The sequence below is a fragment of the Streptococcus parasanguinis genome (assembly GCF_964238605.1).
Classification (GTDB): Bacteria; Bacillota; Bacilli; order Lactobacillales; family Streptococcaceae; genus Streptococcus; species Streptococcus parasanguinis_AJ.
In genome coordinates this window covers 40179-61288 of sequence record NZ_CAXSMM010000011.1, presented here as the reverse complement: position 1 = coordinate 61288, position 21110 = coordinate 40179, and the positions used below count along the sequence as shown (strand labels likewise).

Annotated in this window: 22 protein-coding genes and 2 pseudogenes; all 24 read right to left on the bottom strand. The window is 42.7% G+C overall.

Annotated features, from left to right (window positions below; all coding sequences use genetic code 11):
- Positions 1-69: 69 nt before the first annotated feature.
- On the bottom strand, positions 70-972 hold the full coding sequence (locus ACESR9_RS08495) for a carbohydrate kinase family protein (protein WP_373106292.1): 903 nt from the start codon (positions 970-972) through the stop codon (positions 70-72).
- A gap of 83 nt (positions 973-1055) precedes the next feature.
- Entirely contained in the window at positions 1056-1808 is a 753-nt protein-coding gene (locus tag ACESR9_RS08490) for an SDR family oxidoreductase (protein ID WP_373106291.1), read from the bottom strand.
- A gap of 4 nt (positions 1809-1812) precedes the next feature.
- Positions 1813-2643 carry an energy-coupling factor transporter transmembrane component T family protein gene (locus ACESR9_RS08485; protein ID WP_373106289.1) on the bottom strand — a complete coding sequence of 277 codons (831 nt, stop codon included), beginning with the start codon at positions 2641-2643 and terminating at the stop codon, positions 1813-1815.
- Positions 2636-3439: pseudogene (locus ACESR9_RS08480) on the bottom strand (energy-coupling factor ABC transporter ATP-binding protein); the annotation flags it as partial. The pseudogene ACESR9_RS08480 and the gene ACESR9_RS08485, both read right to left, overlap by 8 nt.
- Before the next feature lie 27 nt (positions 3440-3466).
- Positions 3467-4318 (bottom strand): annotated as a pseudogene (locus tag ACESR9_RS08475) (ATP-binding cassette domain-containing protein); the annotation flags it as partial.
- A complete protein-coding gene (locus ACESR9_RS08470; RefSeq protein ID WP_373106287.1) occupies positions 4319-5092 on the bottom strand; it encodes a nucleoside phosphorylase in 774 nt (257 codons plus the stop codon).
- A 157-nt stretch (positions 5093-5249) separates the two neighbouring features.
- Positions 5250-6155, bottom strand: a complete 906-nt coding sequence (locus ACESR9_RS08465) for a DUF4299 family protein (protein ID WP_373106286.1) — start codon at positions 6153-6155, stop codon at positions 5250-5252.
- Positions 6156-6254: 99 nt separating this feature from the next.
- Positions 6255-7238 carry an oxygen-dependent tRNA uridine(34) hydroxylase TrhO gene (trhO, locus tag ACESR9_RS08460; protein WP_373106285.1) on the bottom strand — a complete coding sequence of 328 codons (984 nt, stop codon included), beginning with the start codon at positions 7236-7238 and terminating at the stop codon, positions 6255-6257.
- Positions 7239-7388: 150 nt separating this feature from the next.
- Positions 7389-7880, bottom strand: a complete 492-nt coding sequence (locus ACESR9_RS08455) for a DUF6773 family protein (RefSeq protein ID WP_373106284.1) — start codon at positions 7878-7880, stop codon at positions 7389-7391.
- 10 nt (positions 7881-7890) lie between these two features.
- Complete coding sequence (locus ACESR9_RS08450; protein ID WP_373106283.1) at positions 7891-8373, bottom strand: DUF6773 family protein; 483 nt, start codon at positions 8371-8373, stop codon at positions 7891-7893.
- Between the two features lie 28 nt (positions 8374-8401).
- A complete protein-coding gene (locus ACESR9_RS08445) occupies positions 8402-8596 on the bottom strand; it encodes a helix-turn-helix transcriptional regulator (RefSeq protein WP_003005328.1) in 195 nt (64 codons plus the stop codon).
- A gap of 294 nt (positions 8597-8890) precedes the next feature.
- Positions 8891-9442 carry an ECF-type riboflavin transporter substrate-binding protein gene (locus ACESR9_RS08440; RefSeq protein ID WP_049472837.1) on the bottom strand — a complete coding sequence of 184 codons (552 nt, stop codon included), beginning with the start codon at positions 9440-9442 and terminating at the stop codon, positions 8891-8893.
- A 14-nt stretch (positions 9443-9456) separates the two neighbouring features.
- Positions 9457-10305: an SAM hydrolase/SAM-dependent halogenase family protein gene (locus tag ACESR9_RS08435; protein WP_049498675.1), complete on the bottom strand. Its 849-nt coding sequence runs from the start codon at positions 10303-10305 to the stop codon at positions 9457-9459.
- Positions 10295-10891 (bottom strand): MptD family putative ECF transporter S component, encoded by a 597-nt coding sequence (locus ACESR9_RS08430; RefSeq protein ID WP_118095484.1) that lies wholly within the window; start codon positions 10889-10891, stop codon positions 10295-10297. The genes ACESR9_RS08435 and ACESR9_RS08430 overlap by 11 nt, the downstream gene beginning before the upstream one ends.
- A 12-nt stretch (positions 10892-10903) precedes the next feature.
- Positions 10904-11596: a methionine ABC transporter permease gene (locus ACESR9_RS08425; RefSeq protein WP_003008487.1), complete on the bottom strand. Its 693-nt coding sequence runs from the start codon at positions 11594-11596 to the stop codon at positions 10904-10906.
- Positions 11593-12660, bottom strand: coding sequence for a methionine ABC transporter ATP-binding protein (locus tag ACESR9_RS08420; protein ID WP_155170129.1), 1068 nt, complete (start codon positions 12658-12660; stop codon positions 11593-11595). The genes ACESR9_RS08425 and ACESR9_RS08420 overlap by 4 nt, the downstream gene beginning before the upstream one ends.
- Positions 12653-14026, bottom strand: coding sequence for a M20/M25/M40 family metallo-hydrolase (locus ACESR9_RS08415; protein ID WP_049506013.1), 1374 nt, complete (start codon positions 14024-14026; stop codon positions 12653-12655). The genes ACESR9_RS08420 and ACESR9_RS08415 overlap by 8 nt, the downstream gene beginning before the upstream one ends.
- 72 nt (positions 14027-14098) lie before the next feature.
- On the bottom strand, positions 14099-14962 hold the full coding sequence (locus tag ACESR9_RS08410; protein ID WP_049492388.1) for a MetQ/NlpA family ABC transporter substrate-binding protein: 864 nt from the start codon (positions 14960-14962) through the stop codon (positions 14099-14101).
- Between the two features lie 24 nt (positions 14963-14986).
- Positions 14987-15814 carry an amino acid ABC transporter substrate-binding protein gene (locus ACESR9_RS08405; RefSeq protein ID WP_257738932.1) on the bottom strand — a complete coding sequence of 276 codons (828 nt, stop codon included), beginning with the start codon at positions 15812-15814 and terminating at the stop codon, positions 14987-14989.
- 126 nt (positions 15815-15940) lie between these two features.
- Positions 15941-17080 (bottom strand): amidohydrolase, encoded by a 1140-nt coding sequence (locus ACESR9_RS08400; RefSeq protein WP_373106282.1) that lies wholly within the window; start codon positions 17078-17080, stop codon positions 15941-15943.
- A 145-nt stretch (positions 17081-17225) separates the two neighbouring features.
- Positions 17226-18314 carry a DUF4352 domain-containing protein gene (locus ACESR9_RS08395; RefSeq protein ID WP_373106280.1) on the bottom strand — a complete coding sequence of 363 codons (1089 nt, stop codon included), beginning with the start codon at positions 18312-18314 and terminating at the stop codon, positions 17226-17228.
- Between the two features lie 143 nt (positions 18315-18457).
- The gene (locus tag ACESR9_RS08390; RefSeq protein WP_003013343.1) at positions 18458-19369 is read right to left on the bottom strand and encodes a DMT family transporter; all 912 of its coding nucleotides are present in this window, start codon (positions 19367-19369) and stop codon (positions 18458-18460) included.
- A gap of 94 nt (positions 19370-19463) precedes the next feature.
- Complete coding sequence (locus ACESR9_RS08385) at positions 19464-20507, bottom strand: 2,3-butanediol dehydrogenase (protein ID WP_070449886.1); 1044 nt, start codon at positions 20505-20507, stop codon at positions 19464-19466.
- Between the two features lie 137 nt (positions 20508-20644).
- Entirely contained in the window at positions 20645-21028 is a 384-nt protein-coding gene (locus tag ACESR9_RS08380) for a hypothetical protein (RefSeq protein WP_373106278.1), read from the bottom strand.
- Positions 21029-21110 lie beyond the last annotated feature (82 nt).

The following is a 21110-nucleotide window of genomic DNA, read 5'->3' as shown; positions in this document are numbered from 1 at the left end:
CAACTGTGCGGAGGTGGGACGACGAAATCGAATTCTAACGAATTACCGATTTCTGTCCCACTCTCTTTTTTATTTTTGTTTCAATTCTGTTCGCAGGGCTTCTTGCTGCTCTTTTGTCAGATGAACGCCCTTACTTGCAACAATCTGGCTAGAGACTTTGTTGGCAAATCTTAAGGCTTGCGCGATGTCTAAGCCTTCTAGACGAGCGGATATAAAGGCTCCTACATGGCTATCTCCAGCGCCTACGGTATCGACGACTTCTGTTGGAAAACCATCTGCCTCATACCAGTTGCCATCATAGGCAACCGCTCCTTTTTCCCCCAAGGTGACAATGACTAATTGTCCCGTTCTCTGATACAAACGTTCGATGGCTGGCTGGATCTCTCTACACCCAGAAAAAGCCAGTGCTTCAGCCTCATTAACATGGAGAATCGGATGCAGATCATAAATTGCTTCCAGTCGATCCTTGGGAATCAAGAGTCCGCGTGGCCCTGGTGCGAAAATCACCTGGCCTTTTAGTTGTGAAACAGACTGCACCAATGCAAGACCTGTTGGCTCCTCGACTTCAAGGCCACACAAGTAGATGTAATCAAACAAATCTGTCTCGATCTCTTTTAGCCACTCTGCTCGGAAGCTATACTCCACTCCGTGGTCCGATAAGAAGGTCCTCTCACCATCAGACTCTACAAAACAGTAACAGCAACCATTGTCCCCTTCTAATGAGATGCTAGAGGAAATCCCTAATTGTTTTAGCTCTCTCCGAATAAAATCACCATACATCCCAGAACCAACAGGCGAGACAAACTGGTAGGGTTGCGACAAAAAATGAAGAATATTGACGACATTAAAGGCACAACCTCCCACAGACCATTGTTGGTGATCAATATGGGCATCTCCTTCACGACTCGGCAAACGATCCAAGTAAATCATCACATCACAAACGGTAGAACCAATAATTAACGCAGCTGTCATCTTTTTCTCCTTACTTTGCCTTCTATTATACCAGAGGAAACATAAAAAACAACCAATCCCTTGTGGAGTGGTTGCTTCTCTTTTTAGTCACGATAAACAGGTTGAGGGCCAAAGGTTTGGGAAACCGGCATGATTTCAATCCGGTTGACGTTGACATGCTTGGGCTGTTGGATCAACCAAGCTACAGTATTCGCAATGTCTTCGGGCTGAATGGCATGGGCATCTCGATAGAGAGCTTCTACTCGTTTTTCATCTCCTTTAAAGCGAACCGTCGAGAATTCAGTCCCTTCACAGAGACCTGGTTCAATATTGGTCACCCGAATCTTCTTTCCAGCTAGATCTGCTCGAAGGTTGAGGGAAAACTGCTTGACAAAGGCTTTGGATGCCCCGTAGACATTGGCTCCTGGATAAGGCACTGTTCCTGCCGTAGATCCCAAATTGATAATATAGCCATCATTTCGTTCCACCATCTGGGGTAAGATTTTCCTTGTCAGATAGGTCAAGCCAACAATATTGGTCTGAATCATAGTCAGCCAGTCTGCGACCTCTGCTTCATAAGCTGGGGCGAGGCCTAGGGCTAAGCCAGCATTATTGACCAAAACATCCACTCTCTCCCAAGAAGCTGGCAAACTGGCAAGGACATGATCCACCTGAGAAAGATTCGTCACGTCCATTTGCAGTGGGAAAAAGGCTGTGCCTAACTCCTCTTGAAGAGCTGTCAATTTATCTAAGCGTCTAGCTGCACCGATCACACGGTATCCATCTGCTACTAAGCGACGGCAGATCGCTTGACCAAAGCCAGCTGAAGCTCCTGTTACTAATATTGTTTCTGACATGTGATTACCTCCATGGATTATAGAAGCGACCTTGGTTTACCCAAATCAGGACGATACTTAAGACCACCATAACGATTGACCCTAGGATAATCAAGTGATCACGAGTCGTCATCTCCTGATAGGTGTACCAGGTTCGTTTTTTATTTTTTCCAAAGCGTCGCAATTCCATCGCTGTAGAAATCGTTTCAATTCGCTCTAGAGAACTAAAAATTAAGGGAGAAATCATCTGAAGATTTCCCTTCACCCGCTGGACAAAGTTGGCTTTTTTGGACAACTCCAATCCTCTTGCTTCTTGGGAGAGCTTGATAATCTGGTATTCCTCTTGCACATCTGGAATATAGCGCAGGGTCAAGCTGACTGAATAAGCAATCTTGTAGGACACCCCAATCTGGTTGAGACTCGAAGCAAACTGACTGGGATGAGTGGTCATCAAGAAAATGAGAGCTAAAGGAATGGTACACACATACTTCAAAGTGAGGTTGAAGAGATAAAATAACTCTTGGGCTGTAATACTATATGCCCCTAAACCATCTAGAAGAACTGTCTTTGCTCCATAGATTTCTACCCCATATTGAGGGGCAAAAAGATAGACCATCAAGACATTGAGAAGGGCAAAAGCTAAGGCAAAACTCAGAACAAAGGAGATGTCTTTCAAACGAATGCCTGAGGTTGCAAATAAGGCGAGGGCACCCAGACCAATGACCAATAACAGGCGAGTATCGTAACTCAACATGGCAGCTAATGATACCAAGAGTAAGAAAAGAAGCTTGCTAGCGCCTGAAAGGCGATGCAGAAAACTGGTTCCGGCATGGTAGCCGACTAAGCGATTATTCATGACCTTCCCCCTTCTGATTCATATAAAACTGGGTCAAGGCAAGAGGATCGACACCAAGTCGATTTGCCAAGGCGAAAATAGACGTTTCTTTCAAATTAGCCCGTCTCAAAATTTCTGGTTGGGTCAAGAGCTCTGCCGGTGTCAAATCAGCCAAAACCTGCCCATCCATGACCACGACTGCCCGGTCCGAATAATCCAGCATGAGCTGCATATCATGGGTAATCATGACAATAGTATGCCCTTTTTGATGGAGTTCATCAAGGAAATCCATAATTTCCGTATAGTTTCGTTGGTCCTGACCAGCCGTCGGCTCATCGAGGACCAGAACATCTGGTCCCAAGACAAGGATAGAGGCGATGGTCACCCGCTTTTTCTGACCATAAGATAGAGCAGAAATCGGCCACTTACGAAATTCGTAGAGACCACAGGTTTTCAAGGCTTGATGGACACGACTTTCGATCTGCTCCTCTGGAATATTTCTCAAGCGAAGACCCAGAGCCACCTCATCAAAAATCATGTTGGTCGAGATCATCTGGTTGGGGTTTTGCAGGACATAGCCCACGCGCTCTGCCCGCTCCTTAACACTATCACCCTTGATATCCTCTCCCTTTGAGAAATAGGTTCCTTCCGACTGGATGAAGCCACAAATCGCCTTAGCAAGGGTTGATTTTCCAGCTCCATTTTTACCAACAATAGCCAACCGTTGGCCTTTTGGAATGGTTAAAAAAAGGTCTTTTAGAATGGGCTGGCCTTCTCGATAGGCAAAGTTCAAATGACCAAGTTCTAGGATTGTCTCTGCCTCTGCTCCTTTTTCAGAATGAGGAGTTGGGATATCCACTGATAAATCCCCAAGTGGTAATTTTTCTACCTTGTCCAAGTGCGGTAGCTTGCTGATATCCTGGCCTAACTGGCGAAGAGTCGTTAAATAGAGGGGTTCACGAATCCCATTTTCAGCCAGCAGTGTCGTCCTCAACAACTCATCTGGGCTCCCATTAAAGAGGACTTGCCCTTGATTGATCAAGATGACCCGATCGATCGGACGGTAGAGTACATCCTCCAAACGGTGTTCGATGATAATGGTTGTCGTTCCCTGCTCTTCATGAATCTGATCAATCAGATCTATGATATCCTGACCCGATTTGGGATCTAGATTAGCCAGTGGCTCATCAAAGAGCAGGATCGGACTTTCGTCAATTAGGACACCCGCCAAGCTGACCCGTTGTTTTTGCCCACCGGACAAATCTTGTGGCCGATGATCCAAGAGCTTGCTCAAATCCAAGCGCTCCGCCCAGGTATGGACCCGGGATTTCATACTTTCCAGATCCACCATGTCATTTTCAAGGGCAAAAGCCAAGTCTTCTGCGACACTCAAACCAATAAATTGGCCGTCTGTATCTTGCAAAACCGTACTGACCAAATGAGATTTCTCATAAATACTGAGATCAAAGGCTTCTTTCCCCTGAATGAGGAATTGCCCACTACTGGTTCCCTTATAGATGTTGGGGATAATCCCATTTAAGCACTGGCCAATGGTTGACTTGCCAGAACCAGATGGCCCGACAATCAGGACCTTTTCCCCCTTATAAATGGTTAAGTTGAGATTTTTCAAGGTTGGTTCAGACTGTGCCTTGTATTTGAAGGAAAAATCCTTCAGTTCAATCATTACTTCTTTCATTTAGTTTGCCTTTTCCCAAAAGAGCGCAAATTGGATAGCTAACTCCGCGATTCGATCCTTGCTATCTAAATCCTCATGACTGGATAAGGTTCGGATATCCCATTTTTCTTCCGAGAGGTGATCTGCCGCATAGAAGAAATGGCAGAGATCAAAGTCCCGAAAAGCTGCTAAAGCTGCCACTGCCGAACATTCCATATCTACACAGATGGCTCCTGCTTCCATTCGTCGCTTCATCTTGTCGATGGTTTCCCGGTACGGTGCATCTGTCGTCCACACTTTTCCTGACTGATAGGAAACCATGTGACGATCCAGAAAGGCTTGGAAGAGAGGAAGGCTTTCCTTATTTACTTCCACTTCATCACTAGCCGGAAGATAGTGGTAGCTGGTCCCTTCATCCCGAAGAGCTGCTGTTGGAATGATGATGGAGGTCGCTTCAATATCCCTGTCCAAAACCCCACAAGTCCCAAAAAGAACGAGTTTTTCCATCCCAAATTGAATCAAATCCTCAATAATTCCCACACAGGAAGCTGCCCCAACGGGCGCATTAAAGGCAGCGATCTGTTGGTCTCCGATAGTGATCCCATAAACGAGAACTTCAAAGTTGGCCATGGAGGTTCTTGTGATGACCTCATGTTCATAATTTTCAAGGAGGCGCGCAAAAGTTACTCTTGAAAAGCAAGAGATGACTACTTTGGGAAATCCTTCAATTGGTTTGTGTAAGTCTTGTGGATTGATAATAGCCTGTCGGTTGGCGTCAAATTCTTCTAACAGCATTTCGTGCACCTCTTTCATTCTACTTCTAGTCCCCTATTATACCACAATTAGCCTAGTCATTGGTTTTTGATCAAAGGTAAGAGTATAAAAAAGAACTGCTCCCAGACGTTCGATTTTTTGGATCAAACGTCGGAAGGACAGTTCACTGCAATATTTTTTACTTATTCTCCAATTGTGCTAATTCTAGCAACCGCTCTTTGGACAATTTTTTGATTTCAATTTGACTAGCATCAAGCAGCTGGAATTCATCTGGCTCTAAGGCCTCCCGTAAGTCCTTCAGAGCAAGAGAACCAATTGGATGGTAATTTTCTGGCTTATCCGGATCTCCCTCGATCGCAACCAATAGCACCCGCCAATCAATGATACCCGCTAAGCCTACGATTTCTACATATTCTGCAGGAACATGTGGCACCCGTGGCAAGACTGTATCCGTATCTTCTGTCAAGCTATAGCTGGCTAAGAAGGCTCCTGTCTCCTCCTGTTGGTAAAAACGGACTTGACTGAAATAAGCTGCACTATATTGAATCTTCTTGATAAAGGCAGAGTAGGCTTCTAGTGGATGGACATGGTTCAAGACTTCCTGCACTGTATCCCGATCCAAATAGACCGGATGAGCGAAGCCTTGCACTTCAAACTCTTTTAGATCTTTTTCTTTTGTCAAATTCCCCAGCGTTTCTAGGATAACGACTTCATAATCAAAATGGAAAATAGAATCTGGAGTATAGCTCACGCCGTCGCTAGCCATAATCTCCGTTCCCAACACTTCTGCTAAACGACTGATCCAGCGCAGGGCCAACTGCCAATCTTCTTCTATCGCAAAAGAGGGCACCTGAATTTGATAGGACTCTTCCTCATCAAAATAGCGTAACTGCAGAGGAAGACCACTCTTTCTATACACGATACAGTTCAAGCCTTCAAAATCATTTAAGGGACGATGAAGGGTGGCAGGATCATAGTTGTAGGTTGTCAACCCTTCCACCAATTTCAGGACTTCCTGTGCTGCGAGTACTTTCTGATAGCCAAATAAGCTCTTTTTATTTTTGATTGAAAACACGATACTCATTTGTTTTCTCCTTTGTGAAATCGCTTACCTAAAGTATAGCACAATTTTCAATCAATTTCCATATAAAAACAGCCTGAGCTTTCAGACTGTTTGTTTCTATTATGCAGGTGCTCCATCAAGCGTCTCACCGATAAGGGCCAAACGCTCAGCAACCTCTGCTTGTGACAAGTTGTGTTCTTCAACATAACGATTGCGAGGGTGAACCCGGCACTCATGGGAGCAGCCACGGAGGTACTTGTCTTCGTTCTCTTCTGAGGTCAAGATCCGACGGTTACAGAAGGGATTGCCACAGTTGACATAGCGTTCACAAGGTGTACCATCGAACCAATCTTTTCCGACAACACTTGGATCGACATGGTTGACATCGACTGCAATCCGTTCGTCAAAGACGTACATTTTCCCATCCCAAAGTTCTCCTTGAACTTCTGGGTCTTTCCCGTAAGTCGCGATTCCTCCGTGTAATTGACCAACATCTTTGTAGCCTTCACGCACCATCCAGCCTGAGAATTTCTCACAACGGACTCCACCCGTACAGTATACGACCACACGCTTGTCCATGAATTTTTCCTTGTTATCACGGACCCATTGTGGCAACTCACGGAAGTTGCGGATATCTGGACGAATAGCCCCACGGAAGTGTCCAAGGTCGTACTCATAGTCGTTACGAGTATCAAGGACAACGGTATCCTCGTCTAGAAGAGCTTCTTTAAATTCTTTTGGTGACAAGTAAGCGCCTGTTGTTTCAAGGGGATTGATGTCGTTATCAAAGTTATCATCCTCTAATCCAAGGTGGACAATCTCTTTCTTATAGCGGACGAACATCTTCTTGAAGGCTTGCTCTTCTTCCTCATCCATCTTGAACCAAAGGTCTTCCATACCCGGAAGGCTGTGAACGTAGTCCATGTATTTTTGCGTCGTTTCGTAATCACCAGAAACGGTTCCGTTGATTCCTTCGTCAGCCACTAGAATACGGCCCTTGAGCCCGATTGATTTACAGAAGGCCAAGTGATCAGCCGCAAATTGTTCTGCATTTTCGATGGGAACATATTTATAGTAAAGTAAAACACGAATAGGTTTTGCCATAAGATTCTCTTTTCTAAGATTAAATTATCAGAATTTTTCATTCAACTATACCAGTATACTCTCCACAGAAAACGAATGCAATTTATTTGACTGAAAAATAAAAGCCTGGGGTTCCAGACTTTTTTACGACGAAAATAAGGTTCCAACTAACTACTCTTCCTTTTCCAACTGATCTAGATAGGCTTCATAGCGTTTTTTCTCAACCTTTGCAAGAAGCATCACAAGGGTATTGACTCCCCATACAATTGGAAGATTCAGTAAAAAGGTAATAGGTAGCACCAGTAAGAATTTTGAATGGAAGGGATTTGAGTGATAGACAACCTGGTTTAATTGAAAATTTTGAGCCCAGATGAACAAGGAAAGAATAGAGGTTACTACTACAATTCCCATCACATTTAGATAGCTATAATTGATAAATCTCACACCCAATCGCTGACAACGAACCGAATAATAAAATCCTGAGGCGATGAGTAAGGCTACCACCATGATTGGACTTAACCCCACCTTAGACGTAAAAATGGATCCCACACTAAAAACAGTTAAGGCAAGGAACAGAAAACCAGCCGTCTCAGCTCCAGCCTTATTAGCTAAGCCTTCTTCTCGTTCATCTATGATTTGTTTGTTCAGCAATTGTAATCTCATTGTTTTCTCCTTATTCTTCATCCTCTAACTCTGCCTCTATCTTCTCTTGTTTTTTCCGATTGATAAGAGCAAGTGGTTTTTCAAACAGATAAGTCAAGATGGCAAAGACGACGATTTCTAATAAAATTTTGACCAGATACTTGGGACTCAAGATAAAGCTCGTTGCCTCTCGCTTTCCAATCACATCCATGGCTATCATCAGCACAGCAAAGACTAGACCTGACCCAAGGCGGCTCAACCAGCTATCTTTTTCTAACATATCTCGAACATCAATCCCTGAACTGATCCTTCTCACAAAGGCATAAGCTCCCATGACAATCAAGAGAATGAGCTCTGGAATATAAGCTACTAGGTCTAAATCCAGGATACTAGCTTTCACAAAGGCAGAGACTGCAATAAAGCAGGTCATCCCAAGGACAAGTTCTCCTGCGATTTTTCCATCAAGCAGCATGGTCCGCTCATCTTTTACAATTGGTTCTTTCTTTTGTTTCATATTCTTCCTCTTTCTATTATTAAAACTGTTACTCCCAGAACAGTTGATCCAGCGTCTTATCCAAGGTCTTACAGATAGCAAGGCAGAGACTGAGGGTTGGGTTATATTTCCCTGCCTCAATCAGGCCGATGGTCTGGCGTGTCACCCCGATGGCATCTGCAAGATCCCCCTGGGTCATATCATGCTCGACCCGGGCCATTTTTAATTTGAGATTTTTCGCCACATGATTTTCCTTTCTTGTTTTTATAGCTTTATTATACACTATATTTTCTATTTTGCAATATATATCTTGCATTTTGTAAAAAATATTTTTGATAAAACAAAAAAGAGGCTGGGACAAAAGTCCTAGCCTCTCAATTATTTTTGGATTGTCGAGCAAGACGCAGTGGTTAAGTGGGCTCTACTACGCTGATTTCATCAGCTTTTACAGCCCTACTCAACTGTGCGGAGGTGGGACGACGAAATCGAATTCTAACGAATTACCGATTTCTGTCCCACTCTCTTATCTTCTGTACATTTAATCTTTGGTCAAACTTCCATCTTTTGTTTGAGTCCGTGCATAAGCAATCAAGAGAAGAGAACCTGCAACAGCTACTGTTAATGCATTAAATGAACCCGCAACAACACCTTGTAGGAAGACTTTATTGGCACTTTCCTTGTAGATCAAGACATCTCCAACCGGAGCAATCAAGCCCCAGATCACAAGGTTGGATACGATTTGAACGATGTTAAAGACAATTAATTCTTTCTTTGTCACTTCCCCTTTGAATTCACCGATTTGTTTGCGGAAGAAACCAACAAAAAGTCCAAACAAACCACTTGAAATGATCCAAGTCCACCAAAGACCACCTGACATAGCATCCTTAATGGCATGACCAATCAAGCCGATTAAGAAACCGACAATCGGACCAAAAACTACACTAAAGAGAGCTTGAAGGGCATATTGCAACTGAATGCTCGTATTCGGTGCAGGTGCAGGGATTTGCAACATAGCAATCACGACAAAGAGGGCTGCTCCAACCCCAATAGCTACAACATCTTTAATTGAAAATAATGATTTCTGTTTCATTATGATATCTCCTATTAATTTTCCATTTTTCTAATCTCGATATTCCAAGAAGCCCCAACTCCTACATTATAGGCCTTAGCAAAGGATCCCTGGTTGATGGCAAGACCAACACGGTAGAGGGAATTGATATAAAGGATTGGCTGTCCAATCCGCACGTCGGCGAAAGACTTGCCGTAGGTTACTTGGTTTTGGTAAACCAGCATGTCATTGTTATAGATGGTCACTTCAAAGCGTTCCCCAAATTCAGGTTTCAAATGATTGAACTCTTCTCGGGTAATCGAAGTCCAGAGAGAACCAAAGCGCACATCCAAGATGTCAACTGCTCCTTTGACAAGATTGTCCTCCATAACCGTTTCCACCACTGGGATTTCTACAATGTGTTCGACACTGAGTTCTGGTCCCACTTCCTCAAAGCTGATATGGCCACTGGCTAACTTAGCTCCTGTATAGGCATAGACATCACGCCCATGGAAGGTATAAGAAAACTCTGTATTGGCCCGGCGGTTCTTCACCTCTGAAATCTCACGGATAGCAACAATCCCTACATGTTTCTTGATGAAAGAGAGAGTCCCATTATCCGGAGTGACAATGTATTGATTCTTCGCCGTTTTAGCTACCACACTCTTTCGTTTAGAACCAACACCAGGATCGACCACCGAAACAAAGGTCGTCCCTTCTGGCCAGTAATCTACTGTCTGAAAGAGACGGTAACTCCCTTCAAAGATATTGTAGGGGGTAATATCATGAGTTAAGTGGTGAATTTTAAGGGTTGGTGATTCTTCTAAAGCAACCCCAATCATAGCTGATACTGCTCCATCCACCAAACCAAAGTCTGACTGAAGAACTAGTAAATTATTGTGCATCTTTATCTCCTTTTTTGGCCAATAATGGAAGAAGGATGTTCGATAGTCCCCATCCTAATCCAGCACCCATTATGACCGTGAGGACAAACCAAGTGATGGTCGCTAGATCTGGTGATACCATCACCCGATTGACATAGTCTATCGATTTACCACGATCCAGTAACGACATGCGGTAACTGGCTGGATAGAACCACATCATAAGAATGGGCCCTGTCGTCGCAAAGGCAAAAATGACAAAAGACAAGGCATTTCGTAAATTCGAGCGAAAACGACCACTTGAGGCGACCATTTCCGCAAAACTTCCGGCGATCAAGGCTGGAATAAAGGCCCCTGCACCATGACGCGAAAAGAGGAAGAAGGATCCAATCACGCAGCCAACTATAAAGATAGATCCAACTCCTTTTATTTTTTCTAGATAATAGCGGTAGATCATCCCGCCAAACAAGGCTGAAAAGGCAGGAGCATAAAACATATTTCCTTGATGATCGACCAGATTTCCAACTAAGACCCCCAGTCCAATCGCAAGAAAATAGAGGAAAGTGAAGGCTCCAACTTGTTTTATTTGATTCACATTTATTCTATTCATTGGATACTGATCCTAACGGTGGCTAATTTTCTTCGAAAGGAAGTCCCCGATAAATTGGACCAGAACGATAAGAATCAGGATCAATAAGGTCGCCACAAAGATGACATCATTGTTAAACATGTTTTTCCCGTAGTTGATGGCCAAGGTTCCTAATCCTCCAGCACCAACGGCACCCGCCATGGCGGTTTCTCCAATCAAGGAAATGATGGTCACTGTTGTTACACGGATCAAATCAGGAAGCCCTTCACGCAGGTAGACACCGACAATATCCCAGAAGGTTGCCCCACTGGCTTGTGCTGCTTCAATCACGCCTCCATCCAATTCTGACAAGACTACTTGGACTTGGCGGGCAAAGAATGGAAAGACAGCCAAAGACAGCGGAACAAGGGCCGCTGTAGGACCGATGGTATTTTTCAAGAGCAAGTAGGTCAAGGGATTAATAAAGGCCAACAAGATAATGAAAGGAATGGCGCGGAACAAGGAAGTAATCTTATCCAAAATTTGGAAAACGATTCTATTTTCGATGACACCACCTGGACGGGTCAAGACTAACAAAAGTCCTGTCACCAAACCTAAAAATCCACCAATAATGAAGGAAATAACGGTCATGTAAAGAGTCAAGTAAATAGCGGTTCCCCATCCATACTGGCCAGACCACCCTAATTTATAGACATTTGGTAAATATGTTTGAATTAACTGGATCATGCTTTTCTCCCATCTTTCACAATAGTCACGGAAACTCCTGCATTTTCTAACTCAGCTTTGGCCGTTTCCAGATTTTGATTTTCACCTGATAAGATGACCACCAACTCTCCAACAGGTGTGTTATCAAGGATCTCGATGTTCCCAAATAAAATGTTGGCAGATACTTGGTACTGCTTATAAATATCATTGATGATAGCTGTATCTGTCACAGAACCTGCATACTTGAGATGCGCCAACATCGAATCATCAGGCAAATTCTTCACAATCGCTTGTTGATTGATTTTTACCATGGCTTCATCGATTCCTGTTGCAACTGTGATAAAGTCTTGCGTCAAAGCATTTTTCGGATTCGAGAAGATATCTAACACAGACCCTTCTTCAATCAGTTCGCCATTTTGCATGACAGCTACCCGGTTGGCAATATCTTTGACAATTTGCATCTCATGGGTGATCAAGACAATGGTTAAGCCAAGTTTTTTGTTCAATTCTTGCAACAAAGCTAGAATTTGTTTGGTCGTCTTTGGATCCAGGGCGGAAGTTGACTCATCTGATATCAAAATCTTTGGATCGTTGGCAAGGGCACGCGCAATTGCTACCCGCTGCTTTTGTCCACCAGACAATTGGGCTGGGTAATTTTCTGCACGGTCAGCTAGACCAACCAAATCCAACAATTTCGCCACTTTCTCATTCTTTTGTTCTTTGTTTAATTTAGAATGTTTAAGAGCAAAAGCCACATTTTCTGCGACAGTCATTTGAGCCATCAAGTTGAAGTGTTGGAAAATCATTCCGATATCCCGACGTTTCTCCCGAAGGGCAGCCGGTTTTAGGGTCACCTGATCTTGATAAATCACATCTCCATCCACAGTGATGGTTCCGGCACTAGGCACTTGCAAGAGATTGATCACCCGAACCAAGGTCGATTTCCCGGCTCCGGAATACCCTACAATCCCATAGATATCGCCTTCATTAATATGAATGGTCACATCTTTGACGGCTTGGATCTGACGTTTCTTTTGCTGGAAGGTCACATCAATGTGGTCCAGCTGAATCATTGCTTTACTCATAACTTGCTATTAACTCCTTTATCAATTCAATATGGGTGTAATAATCGGCGATTTTCACATTTTCATCGCCCCCATGGTCCCGGCTATTGGCATTCCCAATTCCAAAGGCTGCCATCGGCACCTGCAAAGCCTCAAATACCGTATGCATGGGCCCTGTTCCCGCTGTTGTTGGAAGAACAGAAACTCCTTCTCTATAGAAGTCTTTGGCCAGCCGAATGACATTTAAAATCGATGGGGCACTCATATCACTTCGGTAACTCATTTCACCGAGAGTATAGACCAATTCGACCTGATCATAGCCATTTTTCCTCAATTGCTGCTTGATCTTTTCTAAGACATCCTTGGGATCCAGTCCAGGAACCAAACGCACCTCCATCTTGGCACGTGCCTCTGCCGGAAGAATCGTTTTAACACCTTGTCCTTGGTAACCAGAGCCAAAACCTTCAATATTCAGGGCTGGTTCAAAATAGAAACGGCGCAGGAATTCTTTTCGATCTTCCTTCAAGATTGGGAGGGTTAGACCATAGGTTTCCGCAACATCTTCTGGCCCTTTGTTGGCATATTGCTCGATCAAAGCTAGCTCGCGTTCATTGGGTTCTTGGATCTGATCATAAATCCCATCCACTAAGATTCGGCCTTCTTTGTCACGAAGACTGGCGATGGCATTTAACAAATACCAAGAAGCAGAATCTACCACACCGCCATAGCTAGAATGAATATCCACTTCTGCACTCTTCACCACCATATCAAAAGTGACGATCCCCTTGCTACCACCGGAAATTTCCAACTGACCCTGATTATTTCGTGTGCCTTGTTCCCAGACTAGGAGGTCTGCCCCACGCAAGTGTTTCTTGTGTTTGGCCAAGTATTTATCCAAGTCAGTCGATGCAGACTCCTCTGCCCCTTCGATGATAAAGGTGATATTGACTGGCAAATCGCCACTTTCACGAATGTATTTTCGAAGAGCTGTGAGACGAGCTGTGATATGCCCCTTGTCATCATCAACCCCTCGACCGTACATGGTTCCATAATGAACAGATAAGGTGAAGGGATCTCCCGTCCAAGGTTGATCTCCATCAGCTGGTACCGTATCATAGTGGTTATAAAAAATGATGGTTTTGGCTTCAGGATTTGGCGAGAAAAATTTGGCAATCACAAAAGGTGCTGTATAGCTATCATCCACTTCGACTTTGGCTCCTGCAGCTGTAAAAATTTCTCCCAAATAGTTGGCTACTTCCTTGAGACCAACTTGTTGGGCAAAGATGGATTTTTTTGAAATCAAGGTTCGCAACACTTCAAAATAATGTTGTGCGACCTCATCATTTTCAAATTTACGGATTTGTTCCGCTTCTGTTGCAAAAGGCATGCATTCCTCCTAATACACGATAAGAGGTAGAGAATTGCTTCTCCACCTCCTTCATACACTTGAGATCAAATCTTAGAAGACTGGTTGGTCCATTCCTTCTGAAGATTCTTCGATCACTTTCTTCACATTGTCTTTGTGATAGGCTTTGATGATTTCTTTGATTGCTTTTGCTTTATCAGATTTTTCCCAATCTTTCTTAGCAGCGATCACGTTGTACCATTGTTTTGAGTTGTTGTCTTTCTTTTCAACATAGATAGCTTTTTTGAAATCAACGCCTGCTTCACGAACGAAGGTATTGTTGATGACTGCAGCATCTACTGATGGAAGAGCAGATGGTGTTTGTGAAGCATCCAATTCAGAAATCTTCAAATCTTTTGAATTTTCTTTGATGTTTGACACGTTTGCCAATTGACCATCTTTGGTATCCAATTTAATCAAACCAGCTGATTGCAAGACATACAAGGCACGGCTTTCATTTGTTGGGTCATTTGGTACAGCGATTGTTCCACCTTTAGGAATTTCTTTAATTGAAGTGTATTTGTTTTTACCGTTTTCTGTACCAGAGTAAAGACGGATTGGAGCGATGTACGTATCTGCTACTGCAACAAGGGCATTGTCGTTTTTAGAGTTCCAGTTATCAAGGAAGTTGTAGTGTTGGAAAGCATTGATATCCACGCTACCATCTTTTACAGCCACGTTTGGTTGTGAGTAGTCTGTAAATTGAGTGAATTCCAATTTGATTCCTGTTTTAGCGTCATCCAAGTTCTTTTGAACTTGATCCCAACGAGCTTTTTCAGTGTCGCTCAAAGTCATGACACCTACTTTTACAGTTGTTTCACCATCTTTGCTAGATGATTTTGAAGAACCACATGCTGCAAGAGCAAATGTTGCAATAGCTGCAAGAGCTGTTAAACCAAGAATTTTTTTCAATTTCATTTTGAAGTCTCCTTTATTTAAATATTATTCTTTAATATCTTTTGCTTCTGGTAGATAAACTCCACCAAAGTATTTTTTAGACAGTTTTTCAAGGGTTCCATTGTCATAGAGTTCCTTGATACGTTTGTTGACAAATTTTTGAAGGTCTTTATCTTCTTTTGCAATAATTGGATACACATAAGGTTGTTGGTCGCTTGGAAGCTCGATAACCTTCAAGTTGTCATAGCCTTGATCACGAATGATAGTATCTACTGAGATCCGTTCGAAGATCTTGTAATCTGTACGACCATCCGCTAAATTAGCCATGATGGTTTGAATGGTTCCATCTGTGTATTGCAAGTCAGTTGGATTATCTGAATGTTTTTTATTGAAATCTTCTAATTGTTTAGCAGTAGATGTTCCTTGAACAACTTCTGTTTTCTTGCCACCAATGTCATCCAAAGATTTAATAGAAGAATCTTTTGGTACGACCAATACTAATGGATTGCGAGCATATGGATTTGGATAGAGGTATTTTTCTTCCCGCTCTTTTGAGTAACTAATATTGTTGGCACCGATTTGGAAACGGTCACTATCTAAGCCAGCAAAGACTGAAGACCACTCTGTTTTGTTAAAGTTTACTTCATATTTGTCTGAACCTTTGAAGATTTCACGCAAAACTTCGATTTCATAACCGGTTAGCTTGCCGTCTTTTTCTTCGTAAGAGAATGGTTTGGTTGTTCCAACAGTACCAACTTCAATGGTTTTCTTACCACTGGCTGATTTACCAGATGAACATGCTACTAAAGCACTGGTTGCAAGGACTGCAACCAATCCTAAAGCAGAATACTTAATCATTTTTTTTAGATTCATAGGATCTCCTTTTTGGTTTCAGGCACATAAAAAGCCATTTTAAAAGTATTTTTTTATTTTATCAAAAAAGCATTCACTTGCCTAATATATATTTTTTATGGAGGTGATAGTTTTTCTTTATCACACTTATTTTTCTTTGAAATACTGCAATAAAGCTTGCGCATTTTCAACATAATAGGGAACCGACACCTCAAAGGCTGCATCATCGATGGTCATGTGATCATGATGGAGGTCTGGCGCATCCGGCTCTCCATTGGAACCGATAAAGGCAAAGACTCCAGGAATTCGCTCTTGGTAAAAGGCAAAGTCTTCTCCAGCAGTAGAAGGATTTGCTGGAATCACTTCAGCCAAGCCTTGTGAAGCTTCCCAAACCACCTGCGTCAATTCCTCATCATTAAAGGTAACGGGCGGGGTCACACCCCACTCAAAAGCCACATCCACTTCCAGACTTTCTGCAATGTGTCGAATGATGGAAATAAAATGTGCCTTCAAGTCCCTTTGCACACTCGGATTAAAAGAACGAATGGTTCCTTCAAAATAGCCTGATTTTGGGAGCACATTCCAGGTTGAGCCCACATCTAGGTGCGTAATGGACAAAACAGCTGTTTCAAAAGGAGAAACGGTCCGTGAAATTAATAATTGTACATTCTGAACCATGGTTGTGACGGCCGTTACAGTGTCAACTCCTAAATCCGGTCTTGCAGCATGGCTACTAACCCCTGTCACGGTAACCTTGAATTTTTCAACCCCTGCCATCATAGCTCCAGCATTCAAAGCAAGTTGCCCTGCTTTTAGCTGAGGAATATTGTGAAAACCAATAATTCCTTGAACATCCTCCAACAGTCCTGTTGCCAAAACATCAGAAGCACCTTCTGAGATTTCTTCTGCTGGCTGAAAGATCAAGCGTACGGTTCCTTCAAGCTGGTCTTCTTTTTCCTTGAGAAGTGCTGCTGCTCCCAGAAGACTGGTTTGATGAAAATCATGGCCACAGGCATGCATGACGCCTGGATTCTGACTTTGGTAGGGCAGATTCGTTTGTTCCAAAATTGGAAGGGCATCGATATCTGCTCGAAGTGCCACCACCGGTTGGCCGGACCCAATTTCTGCAATCAGACCAGTTTTTAATCCACTCTCTAAAATACGAATCCCAAACTCTTCGAGACGCTCTTTTAGAAAGGCGGTTGTCTGGTATTCTTGACCAGACAATTCTGGGTGTTGGTGGATATAGTGGCGAATCTCTGCTAACTCTTCATAAGAAAAAGACACAAGCCTTCATCTCCTTTCAAACTTAAAATTATTTTATCACTAATAGGTGTTTCCGTCTAATTCCTGTTTCTTGGGTTTTGATATAGTTTCAAACTATAGATAAAAACACTCCTAGATTCATGTCCCAGGAGTGCCAACTTCAGCATTAAGAAAGATTTCCCTCGAATTTTTCCATAAAGCTATCACTATTATAGGCTTTTTCTACTTCCCATTTGCCATCTTTCTTAACAAAGGTCAACTGGTAGTCGTATCGATCCGGCGTCGTCAAGGGACGATCTGCAAGAGAAGCCATCATTTCCTCTCTATAGGCTTTGTTTTGAGCCTGATTCGCCTCGATGATACCTGGATAGTCTTTTCGATGTTCTTGATAGAAGGTCTGCATGTGGTTTAAGATCGTCTTTTCCATGCTAACTGTCTCAGGATTCAGGCTAATGACTACCTTGTCTGGGAAGTATTGTTTGATCTTATAGGTTAATTTCGCACGCTTAGCATTTTCCTTTTCATAAGCATCGATAAACTGGTTCACTTCTTCTTCAGAGAATTGGTAATCATGTAGTTTACGAGTAAAGTCAGCCGCAAATTTCGCACGGAAATCACTGGCTTCCTTTTTCAAATCAGTTCCCAAAACAAAAGCGTCATCCTTTTTGACCTTTCGTTGGCCACTGAAGTAAACTTGATTGATGTATTCATCTGCAAGAAGGGTAGAAGCTTCCACCTTGTCCTCATACTGAGAAGAATCCACCGCAAATTTTAGAGGTTTGGATTTTTTATCAGAGCTATAAGTTTTTCGTTCATACTGCACTTCGTATTTTTTGCCTTTTTCGACTGGAAAAACGATATAGCCGGTTAATTTTTTATCCTGGGCCAACTGATCACTCTTGAGCAATTGGAAGGCTTCACTTTGGTCATAAATTCCTGATTGCAATTTGACCTTGTTATTATCTGCATCGTAAATGGTGATATCTGAATCTGACACGTTGATAGATTCTTTGGCAACATTTTTAAATTCTAATTGAAGAGCTAAATAGGTTCCGTCTTCTGAGTCATTGAGGACAGGCGGTTTGATGTATTGCCCTCCTTTTAGGCTCAGCTCTACTTGACCGTCAGATGCTGAATTTTTCGCCGCTTTTTCCGTCTTTGATTGCTGCGAATTTGTCTTTTGAGCAGTGGTGCCACAAGCTACTAGACTCAAGGTCGCCACAGCAAATAGGGTCCATTTAAAAATCTTTTTCATCCTTATCTCCTTAAAAAAGTTTTGTTCTATTTTAACATCTTTTTCTATCTATGTATACGCTATATAGTGATAACTCTTCCCTATCATAAAAAGGCCAAGACCTTCGTCTCAACCTTTTAACTAAAATATGATAGGTCTTGATTTTACAAGATGCCTTTTTCTTTTTGAATCATGAAATCCTTGAGGGAAATCAAGAGAACTGCAAGGAGGATCATGGCCATCCCAATCACATCAACCATAAAAAAATGCTCCTTCATAATGACAAAGGCAAAGAAAACTGCCGAAACAGGCTCAAAGGACGCCAGCAAGCTTCCTTTAACGGCTCCTACCAAAGAGGTTCCTTTCAGAAAGGCTGTATAGGCAAAAATCGTCCCAATCACCACCAAGCCAAAAAGGGCCATCCAGGTATCGAGTCTGTAGTTTCCAGAAGAAGAGAGAAGACCACTAAAAGGGAGCATTAGGATTCCTGGAATAGTCATCCCAACTCCAATCACCAGCATGCTTCCCCATTTTTGAATTAAGTTCAGAGGTAGAATGATGTAAAGGGCATAGGCAAATGCTGACACCACTCCCCAAGCCAAACCTTTGGGATTGATGGCCAATTGATTGAGTTGACCATGGGTTGCTATTAAGAATGTGCCACCAATCGCTAGAAGCATCGAAAACACTTCTGCTAGTGTAGGGGCCACCTTATCCATGATACAGGTATAGGCTAAAATTCCCACTGGACAGAGATACTGTAACACCGTAGCAGTCCCAGCATTGGTTTCAGCAATCGCCTCTAAATAGGTCAACTGAGTCAATAACAATCCTAAAAAGGCAAAAATAAGAAGGGGAAGGTAGGAAGATTTATCTTTGGCAAAGGCCAAAAACTTCTCCTTATCTGCAACGTAGGAAAGAAGAATAAGGACAATTCCAGAAAAAAGCAAACGGAGATTTGTTAACTCAATAGCCGAAAATCCATGAACCATTAAATATTGCCCGCTAACTCCGGATAGTCCCCAAGCGATCCCGGCGATCAAGGTCATGAGTGTTCCTTTCATCGTCTTTGACATAGTCCCCTCCTAAATCTGTTCCTTACTTTTATTGTATCATAAAAGGCCGAAACGAAACGTTTCAGCCTCATATATTTCATATAAATTTATTCGCTTATTCAGGTTGAACCAAAATCTTGATTTGAGATTTATCTTGTGTTAATTCAATAAATCCTTCTTCAACGATATTTTCCAATTTAATTTTCTTGGTAACCAATTTTTCAGCAGAGAAGTAGCCTTGTTCCATCAATTCCAATACTTTAGGGAAAATATGACGGTAGGCAATAATTCCTTTGAGAGATTTTTCTTGGATAGCGAATTCATTTGGATTGATGCTAGCTTCACGTTCCCAGATAGATACGACCATACATTCCCCAGCTTTATGAACAGCTGCAAGGGCTTGACCTAAAACAACTGGAACTCCAGTCACTTCATAAGAAACATCTGCTCCACCACCTGTCAAGCGATGGATGGCTTCGACGATTGTTTCTCCTTCTTCTGGGCGAACAACGATTGCTCCCAATTCTTCCGCTTTCGCTTGGCGTTCAGGAGATAATTCAACCGCATAGATTTTTGATGCTCCTGCTGCACGAAGGGCTTCAACAATCAAAAGACCGATCGGACCCAAGCCAAAGATAACGGCTGTATCCCCAGTTTTCAATGCAGATTGACGAACGGCATAAACAGCCACAGCTGCAGGTTCTGTAAGCGCAGCTTGTTCATAGCTCAAGCCATCTGGAATCACATGGACAATGTCACCGTCAAGGACACAATATTTGGCAAAACCACCATCTGCAGCAAGGCCGACAAAGTTCAAGTTTGGATCAAGGTTATAGTCACCGATTAGGTTATGTTTTGCCAAAATTGGTTCAATCGTCACACGATCCCCAACTTTGACACGAGTCACATCACTTCCGACTTCTACAATTTCACCAGAGAATTCATGTCCCAAAGTAACCGGTGCTTTTTGACCAGAATACACATGTTCTTCAGTTGGGATGAAGATCGGTCCATCCAAATATTCATGTAAGTCCGTCCCACAGATCCCTGTGAACTTAACTGCCACTTTTACTTGATGTGGTTGTACTTCAGGTACTTCCACTTCTTCGATACGAACGTCTTTTGCTGCATGCCAGCGAGCTGCTTTCATAGTAGCCATAGGATAATCTCCTTTATATTTCCATGATTTGCATTTTCCTTTTCAGGAAACTCAACAAATCCATTGTAAGCCTTTTCACAAACTTTGTCAAGAAAAAACTGAAGATGAAAAAAGAGCCGCCCTTCGACTGCTCCTTCTTACCTCTTCTTGATTCGTGAATTCTCTATTCTCCAGCCCACAATCCAACCAAGGACAAGGAGATAATTTTCAAGCGCACCAATCCCATTGACCGGCAGATGATAGTGAAAATAACTGAAAAGATGATTGGTCCCAATTCCAAGCCCACCGATGATCAAGGCCACTAGTACCGTCCGAAGATAAAACCAATCGTATTTGAGATTGACGGCAATCAAGATCACAAGAACTGCCACATTCCAAATCCCAATCTCCCGCTGCCAACCGACAGAAACACCATATCCCGAATGACTTCCCATATAAGATGGAAAGAACAGCTGGAAGACAATCGCTCCAGACATGGCGATGATAACCAGGACAAATAAGACTCTTAAAAATTTGTTCATGTAACTCCTCCTAATGGCAGTTGATATGTAATGGTCTTTCCTATTCTAACACAATTTTATGGATAGTAAAAACCAACCTCTC